Genomic DNA, 21,889 nt, shown 5'->3' with positions numbered 1-21,889 from the left:
CCCCCGCAGGCCGCCGCCCCCGCGCCGGCCCCGGTGGAGCAGAAGACCGAGGCGTCGGCGGCGCCAACGTTCGTCTATACCTACAGTCCGGTGGGAAAGCGGGATCCGTTCCGCAGTCCGCTGGAGGAGCTCGGGCCGGTGGCGCGTGACGCACCGGAGCGGGCCTGCAACGAACCCCTGTGCGTGTTCGACCTGGACCAGCTCAAGCTGGTGGCGGTCGTCACCGGGGACGCCAGCCCGCTGGCGATGGTCGAGGACCCCCTGGGGCGCGGCCACATCGTCCGGCGCAACACCCGCGTGGGACGCCAGGGCGGCAAGGTCACACAGATTCTCAGGGACTCGGTCACCGTCACCGAGGTCTTCACGGGTGCCAAGGGCGAGCTCATCAGCAATCCGGTGAGCCTGCAGCTCAAGGCGGATGGCGTGAAGGACCCCGCCTACAACCTGATGACGGGCAAGAACTGGGAGTAGCGCCCCACGGCGCGCCAGCGGGCAGACGTCGCCCGCTTCCAACTTGTTGAGGGGACGCATGCTCGAGCAGAGCGCTGTGACGAGGGGCAAGTGGATCATGGCGACCGCATGGGCGGTCGTCCTGGCAAGCGCCAAGGTGTACGGCGCGGATCTCAATACGCTGAGGGACCTGCAGGTGTCCCGGACGGGAGCCGGTGCCCAGGTCGTGGTGACCGGGACCCGGCCGCCCACCTTCACCGTCTTCCGGCTCAGCGGGCCAGAGCGGCTGGTGGTGGACCTGTCGTCCGCGGACGCCACCGGCATCAAGGGGCACCATGACGGCACCGGTCCGGTGTCCGGCGTGGTCGCCGCCCAGTTCTCCGACTCGCGAGCCAGCGTGGGCCGCGTGCTGGTGGCGCTCGACCAGGCCTCCCAGTACGACGTGCGCGCGGAAGGCAACCGCGTGGTCATCTCCGTGGACGGCTCGCCGGTGGCCCCCGCCGCCGCGACCGCCCAGGCTCCGCAGGCGACGCAGGCTCCGCAGGCCCTGGCGGCCCCCAAGGCCGAGCCCGCGCCGGTGAAGGCCGCGCCCGCGCCGGTGGTGGAGGCGATGGTGGCGGTGGTGCCGGAGGAGGGGACCTCCTCCAAGGCGGCCCCGTCCCAGGCGCCGGGCCGTGAGAACGTCGTCGCCACGGAGGCGGATGAGCGCGAGGTGGCCCACCCGGCCCAGCGCATCACCCGGCTGTCCATGGACGGCGAGGCGCTGCGCGTCGGCACCGACGGCGAGATTGCCCGCTACGAGGTCCTGGAGCTGGTGGACCCGCCGCGCCTGGCGGTGGACGTCTACGGCGTGGGCCTGAGCGCGAAGGCGCCCAAGGTGAAGGGCGACCTGCTCAAGGACGTGCGCGTGGGCGCTCATGAGGACAAGGTGCGCCTGGTCCTCGTGGCCAAGGGCGACATGCCCGCCTACCGCGTGGACCGCTCCGCGCGGGGCCTGGACGTGGTGCTGGGGAGCGCGGTGGCGCGCAAGCCCAAGCCCGCGCAGCCTCGCGACGCGGTGGTGGCGGAGGTGGAGCCCCTGCGCCCGCAGCCCCTGCCCGCGCAGGAGCCGGTGAAGCCGCAGCCCGCCGTGGCGCAGGCCGCGCCGCAGCCGGCGGTGGTGGAGGTGAAGGACCTGACCTTCGACGAGAGCCCCTCCGGTGGCCGCGTGCAGCTGAAGCTGTCCGGCGCGACCGCGTGGAAGGTGGACCGGCCGGATCCGCGCAGCGCGGTGCTGACGCTGGAGAACGCGCGGCTGCCCAAGAAGCTGGAGCGCAGCCTGGACACCAGCGCGCTGGACACGCCGGTGAAGATGATCAGCGCCTTCAGCGTGCCGGGTGAGGGCCGCAAGGTGCGCCTGGTGGTCGCCGCGGACGGCGCCATCGAGGAGAACGTCACCCAGGGCGCCAGCAGCCTGAGCTGGCGGCTGGACGTGCAGGGCGTGAAGACGGAGGAGGTGGCCGTCACCCAGCGCACCGCCGGCTTCACGGCGGAGGCCCCGGCGTACGCGGCCGAGGGCGCGCCCCAGCAGGCCCGCTACCGCGGCAAGCGCGTGTCCTTCGAGTTCAAGGACATCGACATCCAGAACCTGCTGCGCGTCATCGCGGAGATCTCCAAGCGCAACATCGTGGTGGCCGACGACGTGGCGGGCCGCGTGACCATCCGCCTGCGCAACGTGCCCTGGGACCAGGCGCTGGACCTCATCCTGCGCACCAAGCAGCTGGGCCAGGAGCAGGTGGGCAACATCATCCGCATCGCGCCGCTGAAGACCCTGGAAGAGGAGGCGCGGCTGCGCCAGGAGCGTAAGAAGTCGCTGCAGCAGCAGGAGGACCTGCTGGTCAGCCTGGTGCCGGTGAACTACGCGGTGGCCGGGGACATGTCGTCGCGCGTGAAGGACGTGCTCAGCGACCGTGGCTCGGTGACGGTGGACACGCGCACCAACGTGCTCATCATCAAGGACATCCGCTCCAACACGGAGAAGGCGCGCGCCCTGGTGCGCAGCCTGGACACGCAGACGCCGCAGGTCCTCATCGAGAGCCGCATCGTGGAGGCGAGCACCACCTTCAGCCGCGCCCTGGGCGTGCAGTGGGGCGGTCAGACGCGCCTGTCCACCGCGACCGGCAACCCCACCGGCCTCATCTTCCCCAGCACCGTCGGCGTCACGGGCGGCGCGGGTGGCGCGGCGCCGGGCGTTCCTCCCCAGCCCAACTTCGCGGTGAACCTGCCGGCGGCGGTGGGTGAGGGCATCGGTGGTGCCATGGGCTTCGCCTTCGGCTCCGCGGGCGGCGCCGTGCAGCTCAACCTGCGCCTGTCCGCGGCGGAGACGGAGGGCGCGGTGAAGACCATCTCGTCGCCCAAGGTCACCACGCTGGACAACAACACGGCCCGCATCAGCCAGGGTCTGTCCATCCCGTTCAGCCAGACGTCGGCCGGCGGCGTGAACACGACCTTCGTGGAAGCGCGCCTGTCGCTGGAAGTCACGCCGCACATCACCCAGGACGGCAGCATCCTCATGTCCATCCAGGCTCAGAACAACCAGCCGGACCCGTCCAACACCGGTGCCAACGGCCAGCCGTCCATCCAGCGCAAGGAGGCCAACACCCAGGTCCTCGTGAAGGATGGCGACACGACGGTCATCGGCGGCATCTACGTGCGCCGCGGCAGCACCCAGAGTGACTCGGTGCCCTTCCTGTCGAAGATCCCCGTCCTGGGCTTCTTCTTCCGGAGCACGGAGGAGACGGATGTGCGGCAGGAGCTGCTCATCTTCATCACGCCCCGCATCCTCAACCGGCAGACCATCGCGCAGAGCCTCTAAGGCTTCGCGTCCTGTGATTGGGAGAGACATTCCAATGAAGCCCTTCTTCATCGCGGCGGCCCTGTCGCTCGGGCTCTGCTCGTGCTCCGAGAGCGCCCCCGCAATCCAGATCACCCAGATCAAGTTCCCCAGCGTGACCTGCGAGGTCGAGGACGACGCGCCCGCCATCGCGCGTGGCTCGCTCAACGTCCAGTACGGTCAGAGCTACGTGCTGGGCTTCCTGGTCAACAACGGCTACCAGCAGACCGCCGTCGACGTCGGGGACATTCCCCTGGAGCCGGGCGAGGGCTCGGGCGGGGCCGCCACCGCGTTCGTCAAGACACTTCGGCTGTCCTATTCCTCCCCGGACGTCAGCCTTCCCGACGGCGAGGTGAACTACACCGCGGGCCTGTCGCCTGGCAGCCAGGACAACGTCCTCGTGGCCAACGTCCTGACCGCGGAGGCCGCGGAGGAGCTCGCGAACGGGCTGGCGGAAGGGGAGTTCACCGAGGTGACGGTCACCGTCCAGTTCGCGGGCGAGTACGGTTCGGGGCACAAGAACTTCGAAACGAACGAGCTCGAGTACTCCTTCACCGCCTTCAAGCGGAACCTGGGGATCGCGACCTGCGCGCCTGGAACGCTGCCCGATCCCGTCGCCCCGTGCGGTTCTTCGCGCGGTGGACAGGAAAACAACTACCCCACGTGCGTGCTGTAGGCCGGCCACCCCACACCCCGCCCCGGGAGGACCATGTCTTTTCGCACGCACCTTGAAGCGGTGGTGAACCAGGTGGACGGAGCCCTCGCGTGCAGCGTGATGGGCTTCGACGGCATCTCCGTGGAGACGTTCCAGAGGGACGAAGCCACGGAGCTGGACGTGTCCGGCACCTGGGTGGAGTACGCCAACCTGCTCACGCAGCTGAAGAACGCGGCCGAATCGCTGAAGACGGGCAACGTCACCGAGGTGTCCGTCAACAGCGAGAAGGTCCTCACCGTGATGCGCCTGCTGACGCCGGAATACTTCCTGGTGCTGGCCCTGCGCGCGGACGGGAATTTCGGCAAGGGGCGCTATGTCCTGCGCGTCACCGCGCCGCAGGTGAAGGCGGAGTTGTAGCCACGCACGTCCGCCCGGGCAGGGGCTTGTCGAGCCTGCCCGGCGACGCAGCGTGCCTCCGCTTTCCTCTTTGCAGGAACCAGGGCATGGGCTAGACACCCCGGACTTTCGCCTTTACGTCTGTATGAAGGAGTCGGTCCCATGGCCGGGTTTGTCGACACGTCCGAATTCCGCAATGGTTTGAAGATCTTGTGGGAGGACAAGCCGTACGTCATTGAGTACTTCCAGCACGTCAAGCCTGGAAAGGGCTCCTCCTTCACGCGCACGAAGATCCGCAGCCTGCTGGACGGCCGCGTCCTGGAGCCCACGCTGAAGTCCGGCGACAAGGTGGGCACCCCGGACATCGAGTCCAAGGACATGCAGTACCTGTACGTCCAGGACGGCGACTACTACTTCATGGACAAGCGGAACTTCGAGCAGACCTTCCTCTCCAAGGAAGGCCTCGGAGAGGCCGTCAACTTCCTGAAGGAGAATCTCGACGTGGAGATCCTCTTCTGGAACGGCAAGGCCATCAACGTGTCGGTGCCGAACTCGGTGGACCTCAAGGTCACCAAGTGCGACCCGGGCGTGCGCGGCGACACCGTGTCCGGCGCCCTGAAGCCCGCCACGATGGAGACCGGCTTCACGGTCAACGTGCCCCTGTTCATCAACGAGGGCGACGTGCTGAAGATCGACACGCGTGACGGTGGCAAGTACCTCACCCGCGTTTCCACCGCGGGCTGAGAGCAGCTTCCCTTCACCTGGCGACCCGGGAGGGGTCTGAATGGCAACGAAGCGCAAGGCAACCCGGTCGCCCGAGTCCTCGGGTGCGGCCTCCGGACGGGATTCGGGCAACACGTCGCTGGACGTGGAGGCCCTCCGGCAGATCGTCGAAATCCTGGAGGCTTCCGACGTCACCCGGCTGGTGTGGACGAAGGGCCCGGAGAAGCTCTACATCCGCCGCGGCCACGCGCCGGAGACGACCATCGTCCACCACACGGCGCCGTCCGGCCCTGGGGTGACGGTGTCGCCGCCGGTGGAGTACGCCGCCCCGGCCGCGCCCCGTGCGGCCCCTGCCGCCGCGCTCGCGGCCCCTGCCGCCGCGGCGCCGGAGAAGCCCGCGGAGAAGCCGGGCCACCTGGTGAACAGCCCCTTCGTGGGGACGTTCTACCGGACCCCCGCGCCGGATCAGCCCCCGTTCGTGGACGTGGGCACGGTGGTGCGCAAGGGCCAGGTGCTCTGCATCGTGGAAGCGATGAAGTTGATGAATGAAATCGAGTCCGAGGTCTCCGGCCGCATCGCCGAGGTCCTCGTGGAGAACGGTCGCCCGGTGGAGTTCGGCCAGGCGCTGTTCCGCATCGAGCCGGCCTGAGTCTCTCGTCGTCTGGCGCGTCCTGCCCCCTTCCGGGCGGGACGCGCCGCGCCTTAAAGGCCCTCGCGTTAGGAGCACGGCCGTGTTCAAGAAGGTCCTGGTCGCCAACCGCGGGGAGATTGCCCTGCGGGTCATCCGCGCATGCCGAGAGCTGGGCATCGCCACCGTGGCGGTGCACTCCACCGCTGACGCCAACGCGCTGCACGTGCGCTTCGCGGACGAGGCCGTCTGCATCGGGCCGCCTCCGTCCAAGGAGAGCTACCTCAACGTGCCGCAGCTGCTCTCCGCGGCGGAGATCACCCGCGCGGACGCCATCCACCCGGGCTACGGCTTCCTGTCGGAGAACGCCGAGTTCGCGGAGGTCTGCGAGAACTGCAAGATCCGCTTCATTGGCCCGCGCCCGGAGATGCTGCGGCTGATGGGCAACAAGGTGCGCGCGCGCGCCGCGGCCCGCGAGGCCGGCATGCCGCTCTTGCCGGGCAGCCCCGGCGTGGTGAAGGACCCGCGCGAGGCGGAGGCGTTCGCCAAGGAGATCGGCTTCCCGGTCATCCTGAAGGCGGCGGCGGGCGGCGGCGGCAAGGGCATGAAGATCGTCCGCGAGCCGGGCGTGCTCGCGCAGGCGTTCTCCACCGCGCAGGCGGAGGCGCTGGCCTCCTTCAACAACGGCGACCTCTACATCGAGCGGTACGTGGAGAAGCCGCGCCACATCGAGATTCAAATCGTCGCGGACGAGCACGGGAACATCATCCACCTCAATGAGCGTGAGTGCTCCGTGCAGCGGCGGCACCAGAAGCTCATTGAAGAGAGCCCGTCGCCCGCGCTCACGCCGGAGCTGCGCCAGCGCATGGGCGAGGTGTCCGTCGCGGCGATGAAGAAGCTGCGTTACAACAACGTGGGCACCATCGAGTACCTGCTCGACGAGCGCGGCGAGTTCTACTTCATGGAGATGAACACGCGCATCCAGGTGGAGCACCCCGTGACGGAGCTGGTCATGGGCGTGGACCTGGTCCGTGAGCAGATCCGCATGGCCTACGGTCACCCCCTGCGCTTCAAGCAGGAGGACGTGCAGATCCGCGGGCACGCCATCGAGTGCCGCGTGAACGCGGAGGATCCCGTCACCTTCGCGCCGTGGCCGGGCAAGATCACCGGCTACAGCGTGCCGGGCGGCTACGGCGTGCGCGTGGACTCCGCCGCCTACGAGAACTACACGGTGCTGCCGCACTACGACAGCCTGCTGTCGAAGCTGATCGTCCACGCGGAGGACCGCGAGACGGCCATCCGCCGCATGCAGCGCGCGCTCTCCGAGTACGTGGTGGAGGGCATCCGCACCAACATCCCGTTCCACCGGGCGGCCCTGGCGGAGGAGTCCTTCCAGGAGGGCAACTACGACACCCGCTTCGTGGAGCGCCTGCTGGCGAGCGAGACGGGTTCGCGCCGGCTCAAGAAGGCCGTGGAAGAGACGCCGTAGCGCTCGCCGTGAAGGCGTGGAGGACCCGCCGGGCGTGCGAGCGTCCAGGCGGGTGATCCAGCCCCGGGGGATGGCAGGCTGTTTCTTGACCCGCGTTGGAGGATTCCGTTAGCCTCCAACGCTCCCCCCCAGAGAAGGACTGAAACCCGCGAAGTTCCTCGGGGTTTCTGCCTGCCGGAAGCGCACGCTCGATGGACAAGAACAAGATCATCGAAGCCGCCGCGAAGCTGGTCGCGAAGGGCGCGTACGACAAAGCCATCAAGGAGTACCAGAAGGTCCTGGAGGTCGACCCGAAGGACATCCGGGTCCTCCAGAAGATGGGGGAGCTGTACCAGAAGAAGAACGACAACGCGCAGGCGGCGCACTTCTTCACCAAGGTCGCGGAGAGCTACTCCTCGGACGGCTTCTTCCTCAAGGCCGTCGCCCTCTACAAGCAGGTCCTCAAGCTCAACCCGAACCTGCTGGAGGTGAACCTCAAGCTGGCGGAGCTGCACCAGCAGCTGGGGTTGATGTCGGAGGCGATGGCGTACTTCCAGATCGTCGCCAACCACTACGACAAGGCGGGCGACACCAAGTCGAGCCTCGACACGCTGAAGAAGATGGTGGATCTCGACCCCGAGAACGTGGCGTCGAAGATCAAGCTCGCGGAGCTGTACGCGCGCGAGAACATGACGAAGGAAGCGGCGCAGGAGTTCAAGCGCGCCGCGGAGTACCTCAAGCGCAACGCCCGGGCAGATGACTGGCTGCGCGTCGCCGAGCGCCTCTCCACGCTGGAGCCGGACAACCTCCCGCTCGCGAAGGAGCTGGCCGCGTCGTACCTGCAGCGCGGCGACCAGAAGCGCGCGCTCGCGAAGCTCCAGGTGTGCTTCAAGGCGGATGGCCGCGACGTGGAGACGCTGACGCTCCTGGCCCAGGCGTTCCAGGGGCTGGGGCAGGTCTCCAAGACGGTGTCCGTCTACAAGGAGCTCGCGAAGATCCACCAGGAGCGCGGCCGCACCGCCGAAGCCGACGGCGTGTGGACGCAGATTGAGCTGCTGGATCCGCAGGATCCGGATCTGCTCGCGCGCCGGGGCCCCGTGGCCGAGCCGGAGCCGGAGCCCGCGGCCGCCGTGCACCACGCCGAGGAGGAGCCCGCGCCCGCGTGGAGCGCGCCCGTGGCAGCCGCGCCGCCGTCCCGTCCCGCGCCCGCCGCGCCGCCCGCGGCCGTGATGCCGCCCGCGCCCGCGGGGATGAGCCGCGAGCAGCTGGCCAAGCTGCTGACGGAGACGGACGTCTATGTGAAGTACGGGCTCCACGACAAAGCGCTGGAGCACCTGCGCAAGGTCTTCTCCGTGGATCCGGAGAACCTGGACGCGCACGAAAAGGCGTACCACATCTACGTGGCGGCCAATAACGGCGCGCAGGCGTCGGAGCAGCTGCTCAACGTGCTGCGCTTGTGCACGCGCCGCGCGGACGTGCTGCGCGCGCAGCCGTACCTGGCCACCATCCTCCAGGAGAACCCGGGGCATCCCGAGGTGCCCGCCTTCCTGTCCGTGCTCCGCGCGGAAGGGGGCTTCGTGGCGCCCGCGGCGACGCCGGGCGTGGAGTCGCTGGAAGAGGACGCCATCCTGGTGGACTCCAACGACGACGAGGTCCTCGTCGCGGAGCCGCCGGAGGACGCGCTCGCGCAACCGGAAGGCGACGAGCTGGCGCTCGCGGCGCTGAGCCACGGGACGGACTCGGACGAAATCGTCGACGACGAGGTCGCGGAGACGACGCTGAGCGGCGAGGAAGCGGTGATGGGCGAGCCCATCAGCTCCGCCGAGAACACCGTCTACGACCTGCCGCCGCAGGACGACCTGGTCACGGGCTCCGACGAGGACTCGCTGGTGCTCGCGGACGAGCCGGGCCTGGGCGACTCCAGCGGCCTGGACGACGAGCCGCTGCTCGCGCAGGACGACGCGCTGGCGTACGCCGCGGACGCGGGCGACGAGCCCATGGTGCTCGCGGACGAGCCGGGCGGCATGTCGCTGGGTGACGAGGAGGAGCCGCCGCCCACGCGCGTGCTGTCCCCGTCGCGCGCGCTCCTGGACGAGGCCGCGCCGGACACGCGCCAGCTGCCGACCCTGGACGACTCCGGCGACGAGGCCTTCGTCGAACCGGGCATGTCGCTGGGCGAGGACGACGACGCGCCCACGCGCGTGGGGCTCGCGCCCCTGGACGTGTCCGCGCTGGACGACGCCGGCCTGGACGAGAGCTTCTCCGCGCCCGCGGACGAGCCCGCGCTCGAGCCCGAGGAGCCCGCGTACACGGGCGGCATGTCGCTGGGCGACGAGGACGACGAGCCCACCGCCGCGCACATGGTGCTGCCGCAGGTGGAGGACCTGTCCTACGACGAGCCCGAAGCGCTCGAGGATGCGCCGGAGCCGGAGCCCGAACCGGAGCCCGAGCCGGAAGCCGAGCCCGAGGAGGAGCCCGCCTCCGAGGAGTGCGACGAGGCGTCGTTCTTCCTCGACCAGGGGCTGTTGGAAGAGGCGCGCGAAATCCTGGAGACGGTGACCATCGCGTTCCCCGGCCACGTGCGCGCCGGCGAGCTGATGGCGCGGCTGGAGGAGATGGAGGCCGGCGGTGGCGCGGCCCCCGAGGACGACGCTCCCTCCGAGCCCGTGCACGTGCCCTCCGTGCAGCCGGTGACGGAGGCGTCGCTCGACGACGGCGGCGGTGGCGGCGACGCGTTCGACCTGGCGGCGCAGCTGGCCGGCGAGCTGGACGACCTGGGCGGAGAGTCGCTGGCGGCGGTGCCCCCGGCGGAGGAGGACTTCCAGTACTCGGTGGACGAGGTCTTCGCCGAGTTCAAGAAGGGCCTGGCCAAGGTGGTGAAGCCCGAGGACGTGGACACGCACTACGACCTGGGCATCGCCTACAAGGAAATGGGCCTGCTGGACGACGCCGTCCACGAGTTCGACGTGGCCCGCCAGGGCTGCGTGGGCACGCCGCGCGAGCTGGACTGCCTGACGATGATTGGCATGCTGCACACGCTGCGCGGCAAGCCGGAAGAGTCCGTGGCGGTGTTCAAGGAAGGCCTTTCCAACGTGCTCGCGACGGGCGAGGTGGCCAAGGCGTTGGGCTTCGAGCTGGCGAGCGCCTACGACGCGCTCAACGAGCCGGGCAAGGCGCTCTTCCACTTCCAGCGCGTGGCCGCGATGGACGCGAAGTACCGCGACGTGGGGTCGCAGGTGACGCGGCTGTCGGCGGTGACCGCGCCGGAGGAGGACCCGCTGCCGCGCGCCGGAAAGGGCCCCGCGACGCCGGTTCCCGCCGCGGGCGCGCCCAAGGCTCGTAAAGTAGGGTACGTGTAGCGCGTCCCCACGAGGCCCGGCGAGCGATGACGACCTACCTCGATTTCTTCGAACTCACCCAGGAGCCGTTCTCCAACGCTCCGGTGAGCCGCTTCTATTACAACTCCGCGCAGCACTCGCAGGCCCTCACCCGGCTGATGCACGCCGTGGGCTACATGAAGGGCCTGTCCATCCTCATTGGCGACATCGGCGCGGGCAAGACGACGCTCGCGCGGCGCATGCTCGACTCGCTTCCGGAGTCCGAGTACGAGGCCGCGCTGCTCGTCATCATCCACTCGGGCATCACCGCCCAGTGGCTGCTGCGCCGCATCGCGCTCCAACTGGGCGTGGAGAACCCCGCGCAGGAGAAGCTGGCGCTCCTGTCGCAGCTCTACCAGCGCCTGCTGCAAATCTACGAGTCCGGCAAGAAGGCCGTCGTCCTCATCGACGAGGCGCAGATGCTGGAGACGCGCGAGCTCATGGAGGAGTTCCGGGGGCTGCTGAACCTGGAAGTGCCGGAGCGCAAGCTCATCTCCTTCGTGTTCTTCGGCCTGCCGGAGATCGAGAAGAACCTGAAGCTGGACCCGCCGCTCGCCCAGCGCGTGGCGCTCCGCTACAAGCTGGAGCCCTTCACGGCGGAGTCCACCGAGGCGTACGTGAAGCACCGGCTGCGGCTCGCCGGCTGCCCGCGGATGCCCTTCACGCCGGAGGCGCTGCTCGCGGTGCACGAGCACTCCGGCGGCACGCCGCGCGTCATCAACACGCTGTGCGACAACGCCCTCTTCGAGGCGTTCCTCGCGCGCTCGGAGACCATCAGCGCGGAGCTGGTGCACCGCATCGGCGACAACCTGGGTCTCCAGGGTGGCTCGGCTGCTTCCCAGGCAAGCGAGCGGCCGAGCACGCCCGCCTCGTCGCTGCCCCGGACGGCGAACACGAAGATCGACCTGGCGGAGATCGACCGCTACCTCGAGGGACTCGGTAAGCTCTAGCGGATTGTCCCTCCCCAGCCGCAACAGTGCTGCGCGCAAGGCGCTCTTGTGGGTGCTCCTCCTGGTGTCGGGGAGCATCCTGCTGTTGCGCCAGCCGTTCACCTGGGATGCCGCGTGCACCGCGGCGCGCAGGCACCTGCCGGACCTGCTGGGCGTGGACGTGGGCATCGGCCGGTGCGAGCTGGATCCGCTGGGCTCGCGCGTGGTGCTGCACGGCGTGTCGGTGTTCGCGCGCGGGACGGACACGCCGCTGTTCGCCGCGGACGAAGCCGAGGTGGCGCTGGGCTTCCTGTCGCCCCTGTCCCGCCGCCTCATGCTGGGCCACGTGCGCGTGCGCCATCCGCGCGTGGCGCTGGATTTGTCCCGGCCTTCTTCAAGCCCGCCTTCCTCCGGCGGGACGTGCCCGCTCACGCCGCTGACGCGCGTGGGCGTGGGGCGCGTGGACGTCACCGGCGCGGAGGTGCGCCTCGCGCTGCCGGACGGGCGGGGCGTGGAGGTGGAGAACCTGAACGTCGGGTGGGTGGAGCACTGGGGCGTGATGGAGCTGGAGGTGGGCGCGCGGCGCGGCGTGGTGCGCCTGGGCGCGGGCGGCGGCGAACTGGCGTTGGGGCAGCTGGCCTTCACCGGCTCTCTGGACCCCGACGAGGGGCTCTTGGACGTGGAGCGCGCGGAGGTGACGCTCGACGACGTCACCGCCACGGTGTCCGGCCGCGTGGAGACGCTGTGCCATCCGGTGCTCGCGCTGGACGCGCAGGTGTTCCTGCCGCTGCGCACGCTGTCGCAGGCGAAGCTGCTGCCGCGTCCGGCCACGGGCCACCTGTGGACGCGCCTGTCCGTCACCGGGAAGCCGTCCGCGCTCGCGGTGGGCGCGGACGTGTCCGCCAGCAACCTGGCCTATGAGCAGTACGGCCCGGTGAGCCTCAACGCGCGCATGTCCTACGCGGGGGACCGCGTGCGCGTGGAGTCGCTGGAGGCGCCGCTGGGAAGCGGCAAGGTGAAGCTGGCCGGCGAGCTGCGGCTCACGCCGGAGCTGCCGGTGGACGTGACGCTCCAGACGGAGGACGCGTCGTTCGGGCGCATCCTGGAGCGCGCGGGCGTGGCGGGTTCGTGGGTGGACTTCCCCGCGACGGCGAACGCGCACCTCACCGGGACGCTGCTGCCCCGGCCGTCCTTGTCCGGGCCGCTGGACTTGCGCACCGGCCGCTTCATGCTGGCCACGCGCGCGTTCGACGCTCCGCTCAGCGCGGGCAAGACGCTGCTCACCTTCGAGCGGGGCCGCGCGCAGACGGCCGTGAAGCTGACGGGGGACCGCGTGTCCTTCACGCGCCTCACGGTGGAGTCCGGCCGCTCGCGCGTGCACGGCGAGGTGACGCTCTACTTCGACAGCGCGCGCGGCCTGGACATCCAGGGCAACGGCGAGCTGGAGCTGTCGGACTTCGGCCACATCGCGGAGCTGCCGTGGTCCGGCAAGGGCTCCGCGAACTACTCCATCGTGGGGCCGTACTCGGACGTGAAGGTGGACGCGAGCCTGTCCCTGCGCGACTTCACCTTCTGGGGCTTCGGCCTGGGCGTGACGCAGGCGAAGCTGTCGTACTCGAACGGGCTGTTGTCCTTCCCGTCGCTCACCGGCCAGAAGGGGCGCACGCAGTACTACGGCAAGGCGGCGCTCACCTTCGCGCGCCTGTTGCACCTGCGCCTGGACGTCACCGTGCCGCAGGGGCGCACCGAGGACCTGGTGGACCTGGTGGCGGGGCTGAGCCCGTCCATCGCCGTGGTGCAGGGCCAGTTCGCGGGCGCTGCCTCCGGACGCGTGGAAATCGACAGTCCCCTGGAGAAGCTGGAGGGGCTGGTGGCCTTCGAGCTGCGCGACACCACGTACCTGGGCCGCCGGCTGGGCGCGGGCTCCGCGCGGCTGCGCTTCGTGGACGGCAAGGAGATGGTGCTTGCGCGCACCGTGCTGGATGGCCGCATGGGGCGCACGTGGGTGGAGGGCTCGTTCGGCTTCACCGGGGGCGCGCTGGACTACCGCTTCGGCGGAGAGAACCTGTCGCTGGCGGAGGCCGTGGGCCCGGAGACCGCGGAGGAGATGGGCATCCAGGGCACGCTCGCGCTCGAGGGCACGGTGGCGGGCTCGGCGGACAAGCCCGACATCCAGGCCACGCTGAAGGGGCCGCGCATCACCTTCGCCTCGCGCGACCTGGGCGCCATGGACCTGGCGCTGCACCAGGAGGGCAAGCAGCTGCGCATCACCGGGCGTCCCTTCCGCGACGCGCAGGGCTCGCTGTCCATGACGGTGAAGGAGCCCTACCTCTTCGAGTCCACCGTCGACCTGCTGCTGCCTGAAATCAAGCCGCTGTTGCCGCAGGTTCCGGCGCTCGCGGGCGTCACCGGCATGCTCGCGGGGCGCGTGACGCTGCAGGGCCCGCTGTTGCAGCCGGAGGCCTACCAGGTGGCCGCCACGGTGCGGGAGCTGACGCTCGCGCGGGGCGACCTGCGCGGCCGCAACCAGGGCCCGCTGGTGCTGTCGTACGTCAACGGGCGGCTGGACGTGCAGCCCTTCCGCTTCAGCGGCGCGTCCGTGGACGTCACGCTGGGCGGTTGGATGAGCAAGCGCGCCATGAACATGAGCCTGCGCGAGGGGCGCATGGACGTGCGGCTCCTGGAGCCGCTGCTCCCCGGCATGGAGCGCGTGGGCGGCCAGCTGCGCGTGGACGCGGAGGCGACGGGGCCGCTGGACGCGCCGTCGGTGGTGGGCTCCGCGGAGCTGTCCGACGTGCGGATGTCCATGCGCGACCTGCCGCTCACCGTGCGCGGCATGTCCGGGCGCCTGGAGCTGACGGGCCAGCGCGTGCTGGTGGAGCACCTGCAGGCCCAGGTCAACGAGGGACAGGTGTCCGCGCGCGGCGACATCCGCCTGGAGCGCTTCGTGCCCAAGCGGCTGGCGCTGACGCTGCAACTGGACGCCGTGCCGTACCGGATGACGGAGGACCTGCCGCTCACCGTGTCCGGCCTGCTGCAGGTGGTGGGTCCGGCCACGGGGCCCACCGTCACGGGCGGGCTGGACATCATCAAGCTGCGCTACCAGAAGCCGCTCGACATCGAAGCGCTGCTCAAGACGATGCAGAAGAAGCCGCAGCTCACCCTGGGCGGTGGAGGCGAGCGCGCGAGGGACCCCTTCTTCACCTGGGACGTCAACGTGCACTTCGGCGACGTGCGCGTGGACAACAACCTGGCGAAGGCGCGGCTGCTGGGCGACGTGCGGTTGACGGGCACGGACGTGAAGCCGGGGCTCCTGGGCCGCGTGGAGGCGGCGGAGGGCAGCCAGGCGTTCTTCCGCAACAACCTCTTCACCATCGACCAGGGGCAGCTGGAGTTCCGCGACGCGTCCGGCATCGACCCGGTGTTCGAGGTGCAGGCGCAGACGTCGGTGCGCGAGTTCGTGGTGAAGCTGCACGCGTTCGGCCGGCCGTCCAACCCGCTGGTCGTCCTGTCGTCGGAGCCGGTGCTCACGGAGGGCGACATCCTGTCGCTGCTGACACTGGGGGTGACGAGCGCGGACAAGGACACGGCCGCGTCGGCGAGCTACGGTCTGGCGGCGGAGGCCCTCTTCAACGTGTCGGGACTGGACCGGCAGGTGCGCCGGTTCCTGCCCAGCAACCCGGTCCTCAGGGATTTGTCCCTGCAGATCTCCACCACCTACAACGACGCCACCCGGCAGGCGGAGCCCACCGCACAACTGGAGTCGAAGTTCCTGTCCGAGCAGCTTAAAATCGGGATGACCCAGCCCGTGAGTGGGCGTGGCACCCGGGCACGCGCTGAGTACCGCTTCGACGACCGTCTTTCCGCACAGGCCCAGTGGGACAACGAGAACAGCCAGGCCTCTTTCGGAAACCTCGGGCTCGAGCTGAAGCTGGGCTGGGAGGTCGAGTAGCCGCGCTGGCCGCGGTGCTGCTCCTCGTGTGCGCGTTCCCCGCGCTCGCGGCGCCCGTAGGCTCCGATGACGACGCGCCGGCCGTGGTCGCCGTGGAGCTGCACCTGCCGGAGGGCATGTCGTCGGACGGGCTGTCGGGGCTCGTCACGCTGCGCAAGGGCCAGGCGCTGACGCCCGGCGCGGTGCGCAGGTCGGTGGAGCAGCTGTTCGCCACGGGGCGCTTCGCGGACGTGGTGGCGCTCACGCAGGACGTGCCAGGTGGGGTGCGGCTGGTGTTCCAGCTCACGCCGCTGCCGCTCCTGTCCGACGTGTCGGTGCGCGGCAACCAGGTCCTCACGTCCGGGGAACTCCTGGAGGCGAGCGGCCTGCTCCAGGGCGGACCGCTGGACCCGGAGGAGCTGGACTCGGCGGCGGAGGCCGTGCGCGAGGCGTACCAGCGCAAGGGCTACGACGCCGTCGACATCCAGGTGCAGGAGCGGCCGGTGCCCGCGGGCGGCGTGGCGGTGACGCTGGTGGTGTCGGAGGGCAAGCCCACCCGCGTGCGGCAGGTGACCTTCTCCGGCAGCCCCGCGCTGCCCCTTCCGCGCCTGGTGGAGGCGCTGGGGATGAAGCCCGGGGAGGTGTTCGACCGGGCGAAGCTGGACGGTGGGCTGGAGCGGCTGCGCGCGCTCCTGCGTGAGGGCCAGCACTGGCGCGCCTGGGTGGGCACGCCCACCGTCGTGGTGGAGGACAGCGAGGCGTCCGTGGCGGTGCCGGTGTCGGCGGGGCCCGCGTTCCACCTGCGCTTCACGGGCAACCGCCGCTTCCCGGATTCACTCCTGACGCGCGTGGTGGCCTACGACGGCGAGGAGGCCATGGACGAGTCCGTCGCCGCTCGGCTCGCGCGGCGGCTGGAGGCGTTCTACCGGCGGCGCGGCTTCCACGACGCGCGCGTGCGGGCGCTGGAGAGCATCCGGCCGGACGGCGACGCGGCGGTGCTGGGCTTCCAGGTGGACGAGGGCGCTCCGCTGCGCGTGACGGACGTGCGCTTCCACGGCAACGCGGCGATGTCATCTCCCGTGCTGCGCTCCATGCTCACCAACCAGGTGGCGGTGCTGGAGACGTGGCCGGAGCTGGACCTCCCCATGCGCGAGGATCCGCTGGAGACGGAGGGGCGCGAGCGGCGCTTCGACTCGAGCGTGGTGTCCCCGCCGGACCCGTCCACGGTCTACGTGGAGGACGCGTGGCTGGAGGCCGCGGACGCGATGACGACGGCGTACCGCGAGCAGGGCTTCGCGGCCGCGCAGGTGACCTTCCGGGGCCTCACGGTGGACGCGGTCCGCCACACGGCGGAGGCGGACTTCGACGTGGAGGAGGGGCCCCGGGCGCTCCTGCGCGAGCCTCGCTTCGAGGGCATGCCGCCGGAGGTGAACCCGAACTGGGTGACGCTGCTGTTGCCCGCCGGTCAGCCGCTGAGCTTCGAGAAGGTGGACCAGGCCCAGGCCGCGCTGGAGCGGGGGCTGGGCCGCGAGGGCTACCTCTTCGCGCACGTGAGCAACGCCGTCTCGGTGGAGGAGAACGGCACCTCCGCGCAGGTGACCTTCCGCGCGGATCCAGGGCCTCGCGTGCGCGTGGGACAGGTGCTCCTGCAGGGGCTGACGCGCTCGGATCCGGACGTGGTGCTGGCGCAGCTGGACTTGAAGCCCGGCGCTCCGCTGTCCGTGGAGGCGCTGGCGGAGGCGCAGCGCCGGCTGTCGCGGCTGGGGCTGTTCCGTCAGGCGGAGGTGTCGCTGGCGGACCCCAACCGCCGCGAGGCCTCCAAGGACGTGCTGGTGACGGTGCAGGAGCGCCCGCGCATCGACGGCGAGGTGTCCGGCGGCTACTTCCTGGTGGACGGTCCGCGCATCACGCTGGACACGGCCTGGCGCAACCTGGATGGCCGGGGGCTGAACCTCCTGGCGCGCGGCAAGGTGAACTACGCGGGCGCGAGCGCGGAGGCGCTGTCGTCCTCGCGGCTTCCGGCCGGGTGCTCCACGGGGGAGCTGTCCGGCGAGGCGTGTGACTCTGATTTGGACGGCTTCAGCGGCCTGGGCGGGCGCGGCAACCTGGCGCTGTCCCAGCCCCGGCTGTCCTTCCTGGCGCCGCAGGAGATTGGCGCTCGGCTGGACCTGATTGGCGAGCGCGTGCACCGGCCGTCGTACCTGTCCACGCGGTTCGCGGCCGTGCTGGGCGCGGACTGGGCGCTGGCGTCGTGGGTGAACGTGTCGCTCCAGTACGAACTGGAGAACAACCGGCTGCGCTCGCGCGGGGGTGTGCTGGAGCTGATCAATCGCGCGGACCAGGAGCGCCTGCGCTACCCGTACGGTGACTTCGCGCTGCACTCGCTGCGCCCGTCGCTGACGCTGGACTTCCGCGACGACCCGGCCAACCCCCGGCGCGGCATGGTGCTCAGCAGCAGCGTGGAGTTCATGCGCGGCATCAGCGTCCACCCCACGGACGTCGCGGGCAACCGCGTGCCGGAGTTCCCCATCGACGGCGTGAAGCTGTCCGGCAGCGTGAGCGCGTACGCGCCGCTGGGCCGCCGCGCGAGCGTGGCGGTGAGCGCGCGCGCGGGCACCATCGTGCCGCTGACGACGGGGGCGCAGAACATCGGGTCCAAGCTGTTCTACCTGGGCGGCTCCTCCAGCCTCCGGGGCTTCCGCGAGGACGGCGTGCTGCCGCAGGACGTGCGCGAGGTGCTGCACCAGCGGCTGAACGCGTGCCGCGCCGTGATTTCCCCCGCGGGCTGCCCGGATGACCTGAAGGCGGTGCTCGCGGGGCAGGTGCCCGCGAGCCAGGGCGGCGAGCTCTTCACGCTGGCCAAGGCGGAGCTGCGCGTGCCGGCCATCGCGTCGGTGGACCTGGGGCTCTTCTTCGAGGCGGGCAACCTGTGGCAGGACCGCACGCTGTTCGACCCGGGCGTGCTGCGCTACGCGGCGGGCGTGGGCCTGCGCTACGTGACGCCCGTGGGCCCGCTGGCCTTCGACGTGGGCTTCAACCTGGACCGCGACGAGGCGCTCAACGAGGCTCCCACGCAGTTCCACTTCAGCATCGGGACGTTCTGACCGGAGGCCTTCGTCCATGCGAACCCACCGCGCACGCCATGGAGTGCTGGCCCTGCTGGGCCTGTTCGCGCTCGCGTGTCAGCACGGCCCGGACGCCGCCGCGAAGGCGCCGCGCCCCGCGTGGATGCCGCCGGAGGGCAGCTGTCCCCGAGGCGCGCAGCTGCAGATGGAGCGGCTGGGGCTGAAGGTGGGGGACCGCATTCCCGTCATCGTGGACAGCATCCAGGACCACCCGGGGCCGGCCCGCTACAACTACAGCTTCGTCATCGCGCTGCCGCAGGCGGAAGGGGAGGCGAAGCTGCCGGGGGCGCGCATCGGCGGGCGGCTCTACGTGACGAAGCACCGCGTCTTCGGCCGGTATGATCGCATCTTCACCCCGGAGAGCGGCGCCACGTCCGTGCCCTTCTGCGGCGTGCTGCTGGACTCGCGCTGGGACAAGGACGGCGAGGGGCTCATCGCGTACCCCAGCCCCATGAAGGGCTTCTCCGTGGTGCAGGACAACACGGGCGTCATCCAGGTGGTGGACCGCTACCCGTGACGCCCGCGCTTCAGTCCACGTGCAGGGTGTAGGAGCGCTCGTCGGAGAAGAGCAGGTCCCCGACGCCGAGCCGGAAGGTGAAGTCGCCCTGGACCGTGGGCTTGCCGGAGAGCGTGCCGTCCTTCGTGTCCAGGAGGATGCCCGGAGGCAGCGCTCCGTCCTTCACGCTCCAGGTGCCCGTGCCGGAGGCGCGCACGGTGTAGCTGTAGTCGGAGCCCACGCGGCCGGCAGGCACCGCGCGCGACAGCAGCTTGATGTTGAGCCCGGCCTCCGTGAGGGTGATGGAGAGCGTGCCCGTCGTGGACTGGGGCGGCGAGTCGCTGTCCGTCACGACCACCGTGAACACCTTCGTCCCCGCCTGGGTGGTGGCGCCGCCGAGGGTGCCGTTGGTCGCGAGCGTCAGGCCCGCGGGCAGAGACTGCTCCGGCGCGAGGGCGAAGCTGTACGGCGGCTTGCCTCCCGTCGCGTAGATGCGCTCGCTGTAGGTGCGGTTGCTGATGGCGTCCGCGAGCGGCTCCGGGCCCGCGACGCGCAGCAGCGCACGCACGCGCAACACCAGGCTGCCGCGGGCGCTCTTCGTGGGGACGCTCCGGTCGGACACCTGCACCGGGAGGACCAGGTCCCCCGCGCGCGTGGGCGTCCCGGTGATGCGGCCGTCGGTGTCCAGCGCGAGGCCCGTGGGGAGCTGCGCGGTGGCGGTGAACAGGTACGGCGGGGTGCCGCCCCGGGCCTGGAGCTGCGCGGAGTAGGCGACGGTCTCGATGGCCTCCGTCAGGCTGCTGGACTCCAGTGCGAGCGCGGCGGGGCCTGCGTCCTCTCCACCGGCGTCGGCGCTGCCCGCGTCCGGCACGCCGGCATCCGTGTCCGCGCCGGCATCCACCACTTCCGTGCCGGCATCCACGTCCGGGCCCGCGTCCGGATCCTCCGGCGTGTTGCCGGGCCCGTCGCAGGACGCACCTTCACCACAGTCCGGCAGACAGCGGTTCTCCGGCGTGAGGCACCACGTCCCGGACGGGCAGCCACCGGCCGGATCGCATGAGGCGAAGCGCGACAGGTCCGGCGCGAACGTGCACGACCCCAACATCAGGACGGAGGCGCTGGTCAGCACGGCGAGCAGCTTTCTCATGGCAGCTCCCAGATGAAGGACACCGCGCCTCCGGCGCCGAGCAGCGCGCCCACGCCCAACAATACGTTGGACGTCCGCGCCTGGTTCCGGCCTTTTCGGAGCTGCGATGAGAAACAGGCCGCGAAGGACTCACCGGCGGTGGCGCACTCGCCGCCGTTCTTGGACAGCTTCGACTCCGTGCTCCGCGACGCCAGCCCGAAGCCCACGCCCGCGAGGAGCGCCGCGCCGCCCGCGCCCCACAGCACCCTGGGCAGCAGGCGCGAGCCCTGGGGCCCCCGCGTCGCCCGCGCCGTCGTGCGTGGGGACCAGACCTGCTCCAGCGCCTTCTTCGCGCGCGCGTCCGCTTCGCCCGGCGCCGTGGCGGGGGCCTCGAACTGCGCCCGAGCCTCCGTGCCGCGCGCGTCCGTCACCGTGAGCGCCACGCTGCGCTTGCCTCCCACGCCCAGCGCCACGCCCCGCACCAGCTTGCTCGCGCCCAGGGCCGAGGCCTGCGCGCTGCGGCACTCCGCGTCCCCACACGCCGCCAGCGCGTCGCCCGAACCGCGCAGCCGCGCCAGCGTGTCCTCGCGTGACTCCAGGCACGCATCGGGCATCGCGGCCACCGCGCGCCGGGTGGCCTCTTCCAGCTCGCGGGCGTCCGCGGACGGCAGGGCCAGCCTTTCGAAGGGCACCAGCACCACGCGCGTCCCCGTGTCACACGGAGACGTCACGCGCAGGAGCAGGAGCATCAGGGGCGCGACGGGAGTCATGGCACCAGGGCGGCGTCGGCTTCGGCTTCATCCACCGGCTGCGGGATGCCGAGGCTCGCCATGTAGCCCTGGTAGAAGCGCGGACCGAACGGCACGGAGAAGAGCTTGTCGCGCATCGCGTCCTGCGCGGCGCCCCGGCTGGCCACGCTGACGTCGTGCCAGGGCAGGCCGCCGGCCTCCACCACCTCGGAGGCGCGGGTGATGGAGAACGTGGCCTCCCGGCCGCGGCTCCTCAGGTAGTAACCCTTGCCCACGGGCAGCGACACCACCAGCGGACGCTCGCGCTCCTTGTGCAGCTCCACCAGGCGGATGCCGCGCGCGTCCTCCACCCACAGCCGGCCCGAAAGCCCCGTGGGCACCAGGAGGTAGCCCAGCGACGAGACATCCTTCAGGTCCGTCAGCGCGAACGCCCGGTCCTGCGCGGGCGGCTGGATGAACACGTCCGGCTGGCCCCGCACGTCGTCGATGCCCTGGCTCGCCGCGGCCACGAAGGCCCGCAGCTCCGCGTAGTCCACCTTGCCGTCCCCGTTGACGTCGCCCGCGCCCGACAGCGCCGAGCGCACCAGGTGGCTGAAGACGCCGGAGCGGATGGCGCTCCACTCGTGGCTCTCCCGCTCCGACGACGTGGACAGCACCACCCCCACCTGCGGGTAGCGCGCCAGCGCGCGGTCCGACAGGAGCCCCTTCACCGCCTCCGCGTACGCGGGGCCCACCGGCAGCGCGCCGCGCGAGTGGACGAAGAAGTACGAATCACACGCGTCCACGATGAGCTGGAGGAAGGACGCCTTGCTCGGCGCGATGACGCGCGCGTACAGGTCCGTGCGCGTCAGGGGCCCGTCCAGCAGGCTCACGGCGCCTTCGCCCGCGGCGCCGCGCTTGCCGTGGCCCACGAACACGAACGTCAGCACCGGCACGTCGCCCTTCACCCGGTCCTCCGCCATGC

15 protein-coding genes are annotated in these 21,889 nt (G+C 70.9%); 12 read left to right on the top strand and 3 right to left on the bottom strand.

Annotated features, from left to right (window positions below; translation table 11 throughout):
* From D7X55_RS14450 to D7X55_RS14395, 12 genes are all read left to right on the top strand, one after another.
* A partial coding sequence (locus D7X55_RS14450) for a pilus assembly protein PilP (protein ID WP_121723352.1) occupies positions 1–471 on the top strand: 471 nt, incomplete at its 5' end.
* 58 nt (positions 472–529) lie between these two features.
* The gene (pilQ, locus tag D7X55_RS14445) at positions 530–3,304 is read left to right on the top strand and encodes a type IV pilus secretin PilQ (RefSeq protein ID WP_121723351.1); all 2,775 of its coding nucleotides are present in this window, start codon (positions 530–532) and stop codon (positions 3,302–3,304) included.
* A gap of 34 nt (positions 3,305–3,338) precedes the next feature.
* Positions 3,339–3,998, top strand: a complete 660-nt coding sequence (locus D7X55_RS14440) for a hypothetical protein (protein WP_120551299.1) — start codon at positions 3,339–3,341, stop codon at positions 3,996–3,998.
* 33 nt (positions 3,999–4,031) lie between these two features.
* On the top strand, positions 4,032–4,394 hold the full coding sequence (locus tag D7X55_RS14435) for a hypothetical protein (protein ID WP_120551300.1): 363 nt from the start codon (positions 4,032–4,034) through the stop codon (positions 4,392–4,394).
* Positions 4,395–4,535: 141 nt separating this feature from the next.
* Positions 4,536–5,117, top strand: coding sequence for an elongation factor P (gene efp, locus D7X55_RS14430; RefSeq protein ID WP_120551301.1), 582 nt, complete (start codon positions 4,536–4,538; stop codon positions 5,115–5,117).
* A gap of 40 nt (positions 5,118–5,157) precedes the next feature.
* Entirely contained in the window at positions 5,158–5,745 is a 588-nt protein-coding gene (gene accB / locus D7X55_RS14425; protein ID WP_120551302.1) for an acetyl-CoA carboxylase biotin carboxyl carrier protein, read from the top strand.
* 82 nt (positions 5,746–5,827) lie between these two features.
* Positions 5,828–7,213: an acetyl-CoA carboxylase biotin carboxylase subunit gene (gene accC / locus D7X55_RS14420; RefSeq protein ID WP_120551303.1), complete on the top strand. Its 1,386-nt coding sequence runs from the start codon at positions 5,828–5,830 to the stop codon at positions 7,211–7,213.
* 191 nt (positions 7,214–7,404) lie between these two features.
* Entirely contained in the window at positions 7,405–10,551 is a 3,147-nt protein-coding gene (locus D7X55_RS14415; protein WP_121723350.1) for a tetratricopeptide repeat protein, read from the top strand.
* Positions 10,552–10,577: 26 nt separating this feature from the next.
* A complete protein-coding gene (locus D7X55_RS14410) occupies positions 10,578–11,519 on the top strand; it encodes an ExeA family protein (RefSeq protein ID WP_121723349.1) in 942 nt (313 codons plus the stop codon).
* Between the two features lie 4 nt (positions 11,520–11,523).
* Entirely contained in the window at positions 11,524–15,450 is a 3,927-nt protein-coding gene (locus D7X55_RS14405; RefSeq protein WP_120551306.1) for a translocation/assembly module TamB, read from the top strand.
* 14 nt (positions 15,451–15,464) lie between these two features.
* A complete protein-coding gene (locus D7X55_RS14400) occupies positions 15,465–18,533 on the top strand; it encodes a POTRA domain-containing protein (protein WP_121723348.1) in 3,069 nt (1,022 codons plus the stop codon).
* Positions 18,534–18,549: 16 nt separating this feature from the next.
* Positions 18,550–19,071 carry a hypothetical protein gene (locus D7X55_RS14395; RefSeq protein WP_120551308.1) on the top strand — a complete coding sequence of 174 codons (522 nt, stop codon included), beginning with the start codon at positions 18,550–18,552 and terminating at the stop codon, positions 19,069–19,071.
* Positions 19,072–19,081: 10 nt separating this feature from the next.
* On the opposite strand, the gene D7X55_RS14390 is transcribed toward D7X55_RS14395, so the two are convergent.
* The 3 genes from D7X55_RS14390 to D7X55_RS14380 all read right to left on the bottom strand — a co-directional run.
* Positions 19,082–20,197 (bottom strand): Ig domain-containing protein, encoded by a 1,116-nt coding sequence (locus D7X55_RS14390; protein ID WP_121723347.1) that lies wholly within the window; start codon positions 20,195–20,197, stop codon positions 19,082–19,084.
* Entirely contained in the window at positions 20,194–20,946 is a 753-nt protein-coding gene (locus D7X55_RS14385; RefSeq protein ID WP_120551310.1) for a hypothetical protein, read from the bottom strand. Before D7X55_RS14385 ends, D7X55_RS14390 begins: the two co-directional genes overlap by 4 nt.
* Positions 20,943–21,889 (bottom strand): hypothetical protein (locus D7X55_RS14380; protein WP_121723346.1); only part of this gene is annotated, 947 nt, incomplete at its 5' end. The genes D7X55_RS14385 and D7X55_RS14380, both read right to left, overlap by 4 nt.

Source organism: Corallococcus sp. AB049A (genome assembly GCF_003668885.1).
Taxonomy (GTDB): domain Bacteria; phylum Myxococcota; class Myxococcia; order Myxococcales; family Myxococcaceae; genus Corallococcus; species Corallococcus interemptor.
This window is presented reverse-complemented; position numbering and strand designations above follow the sequence as displayed.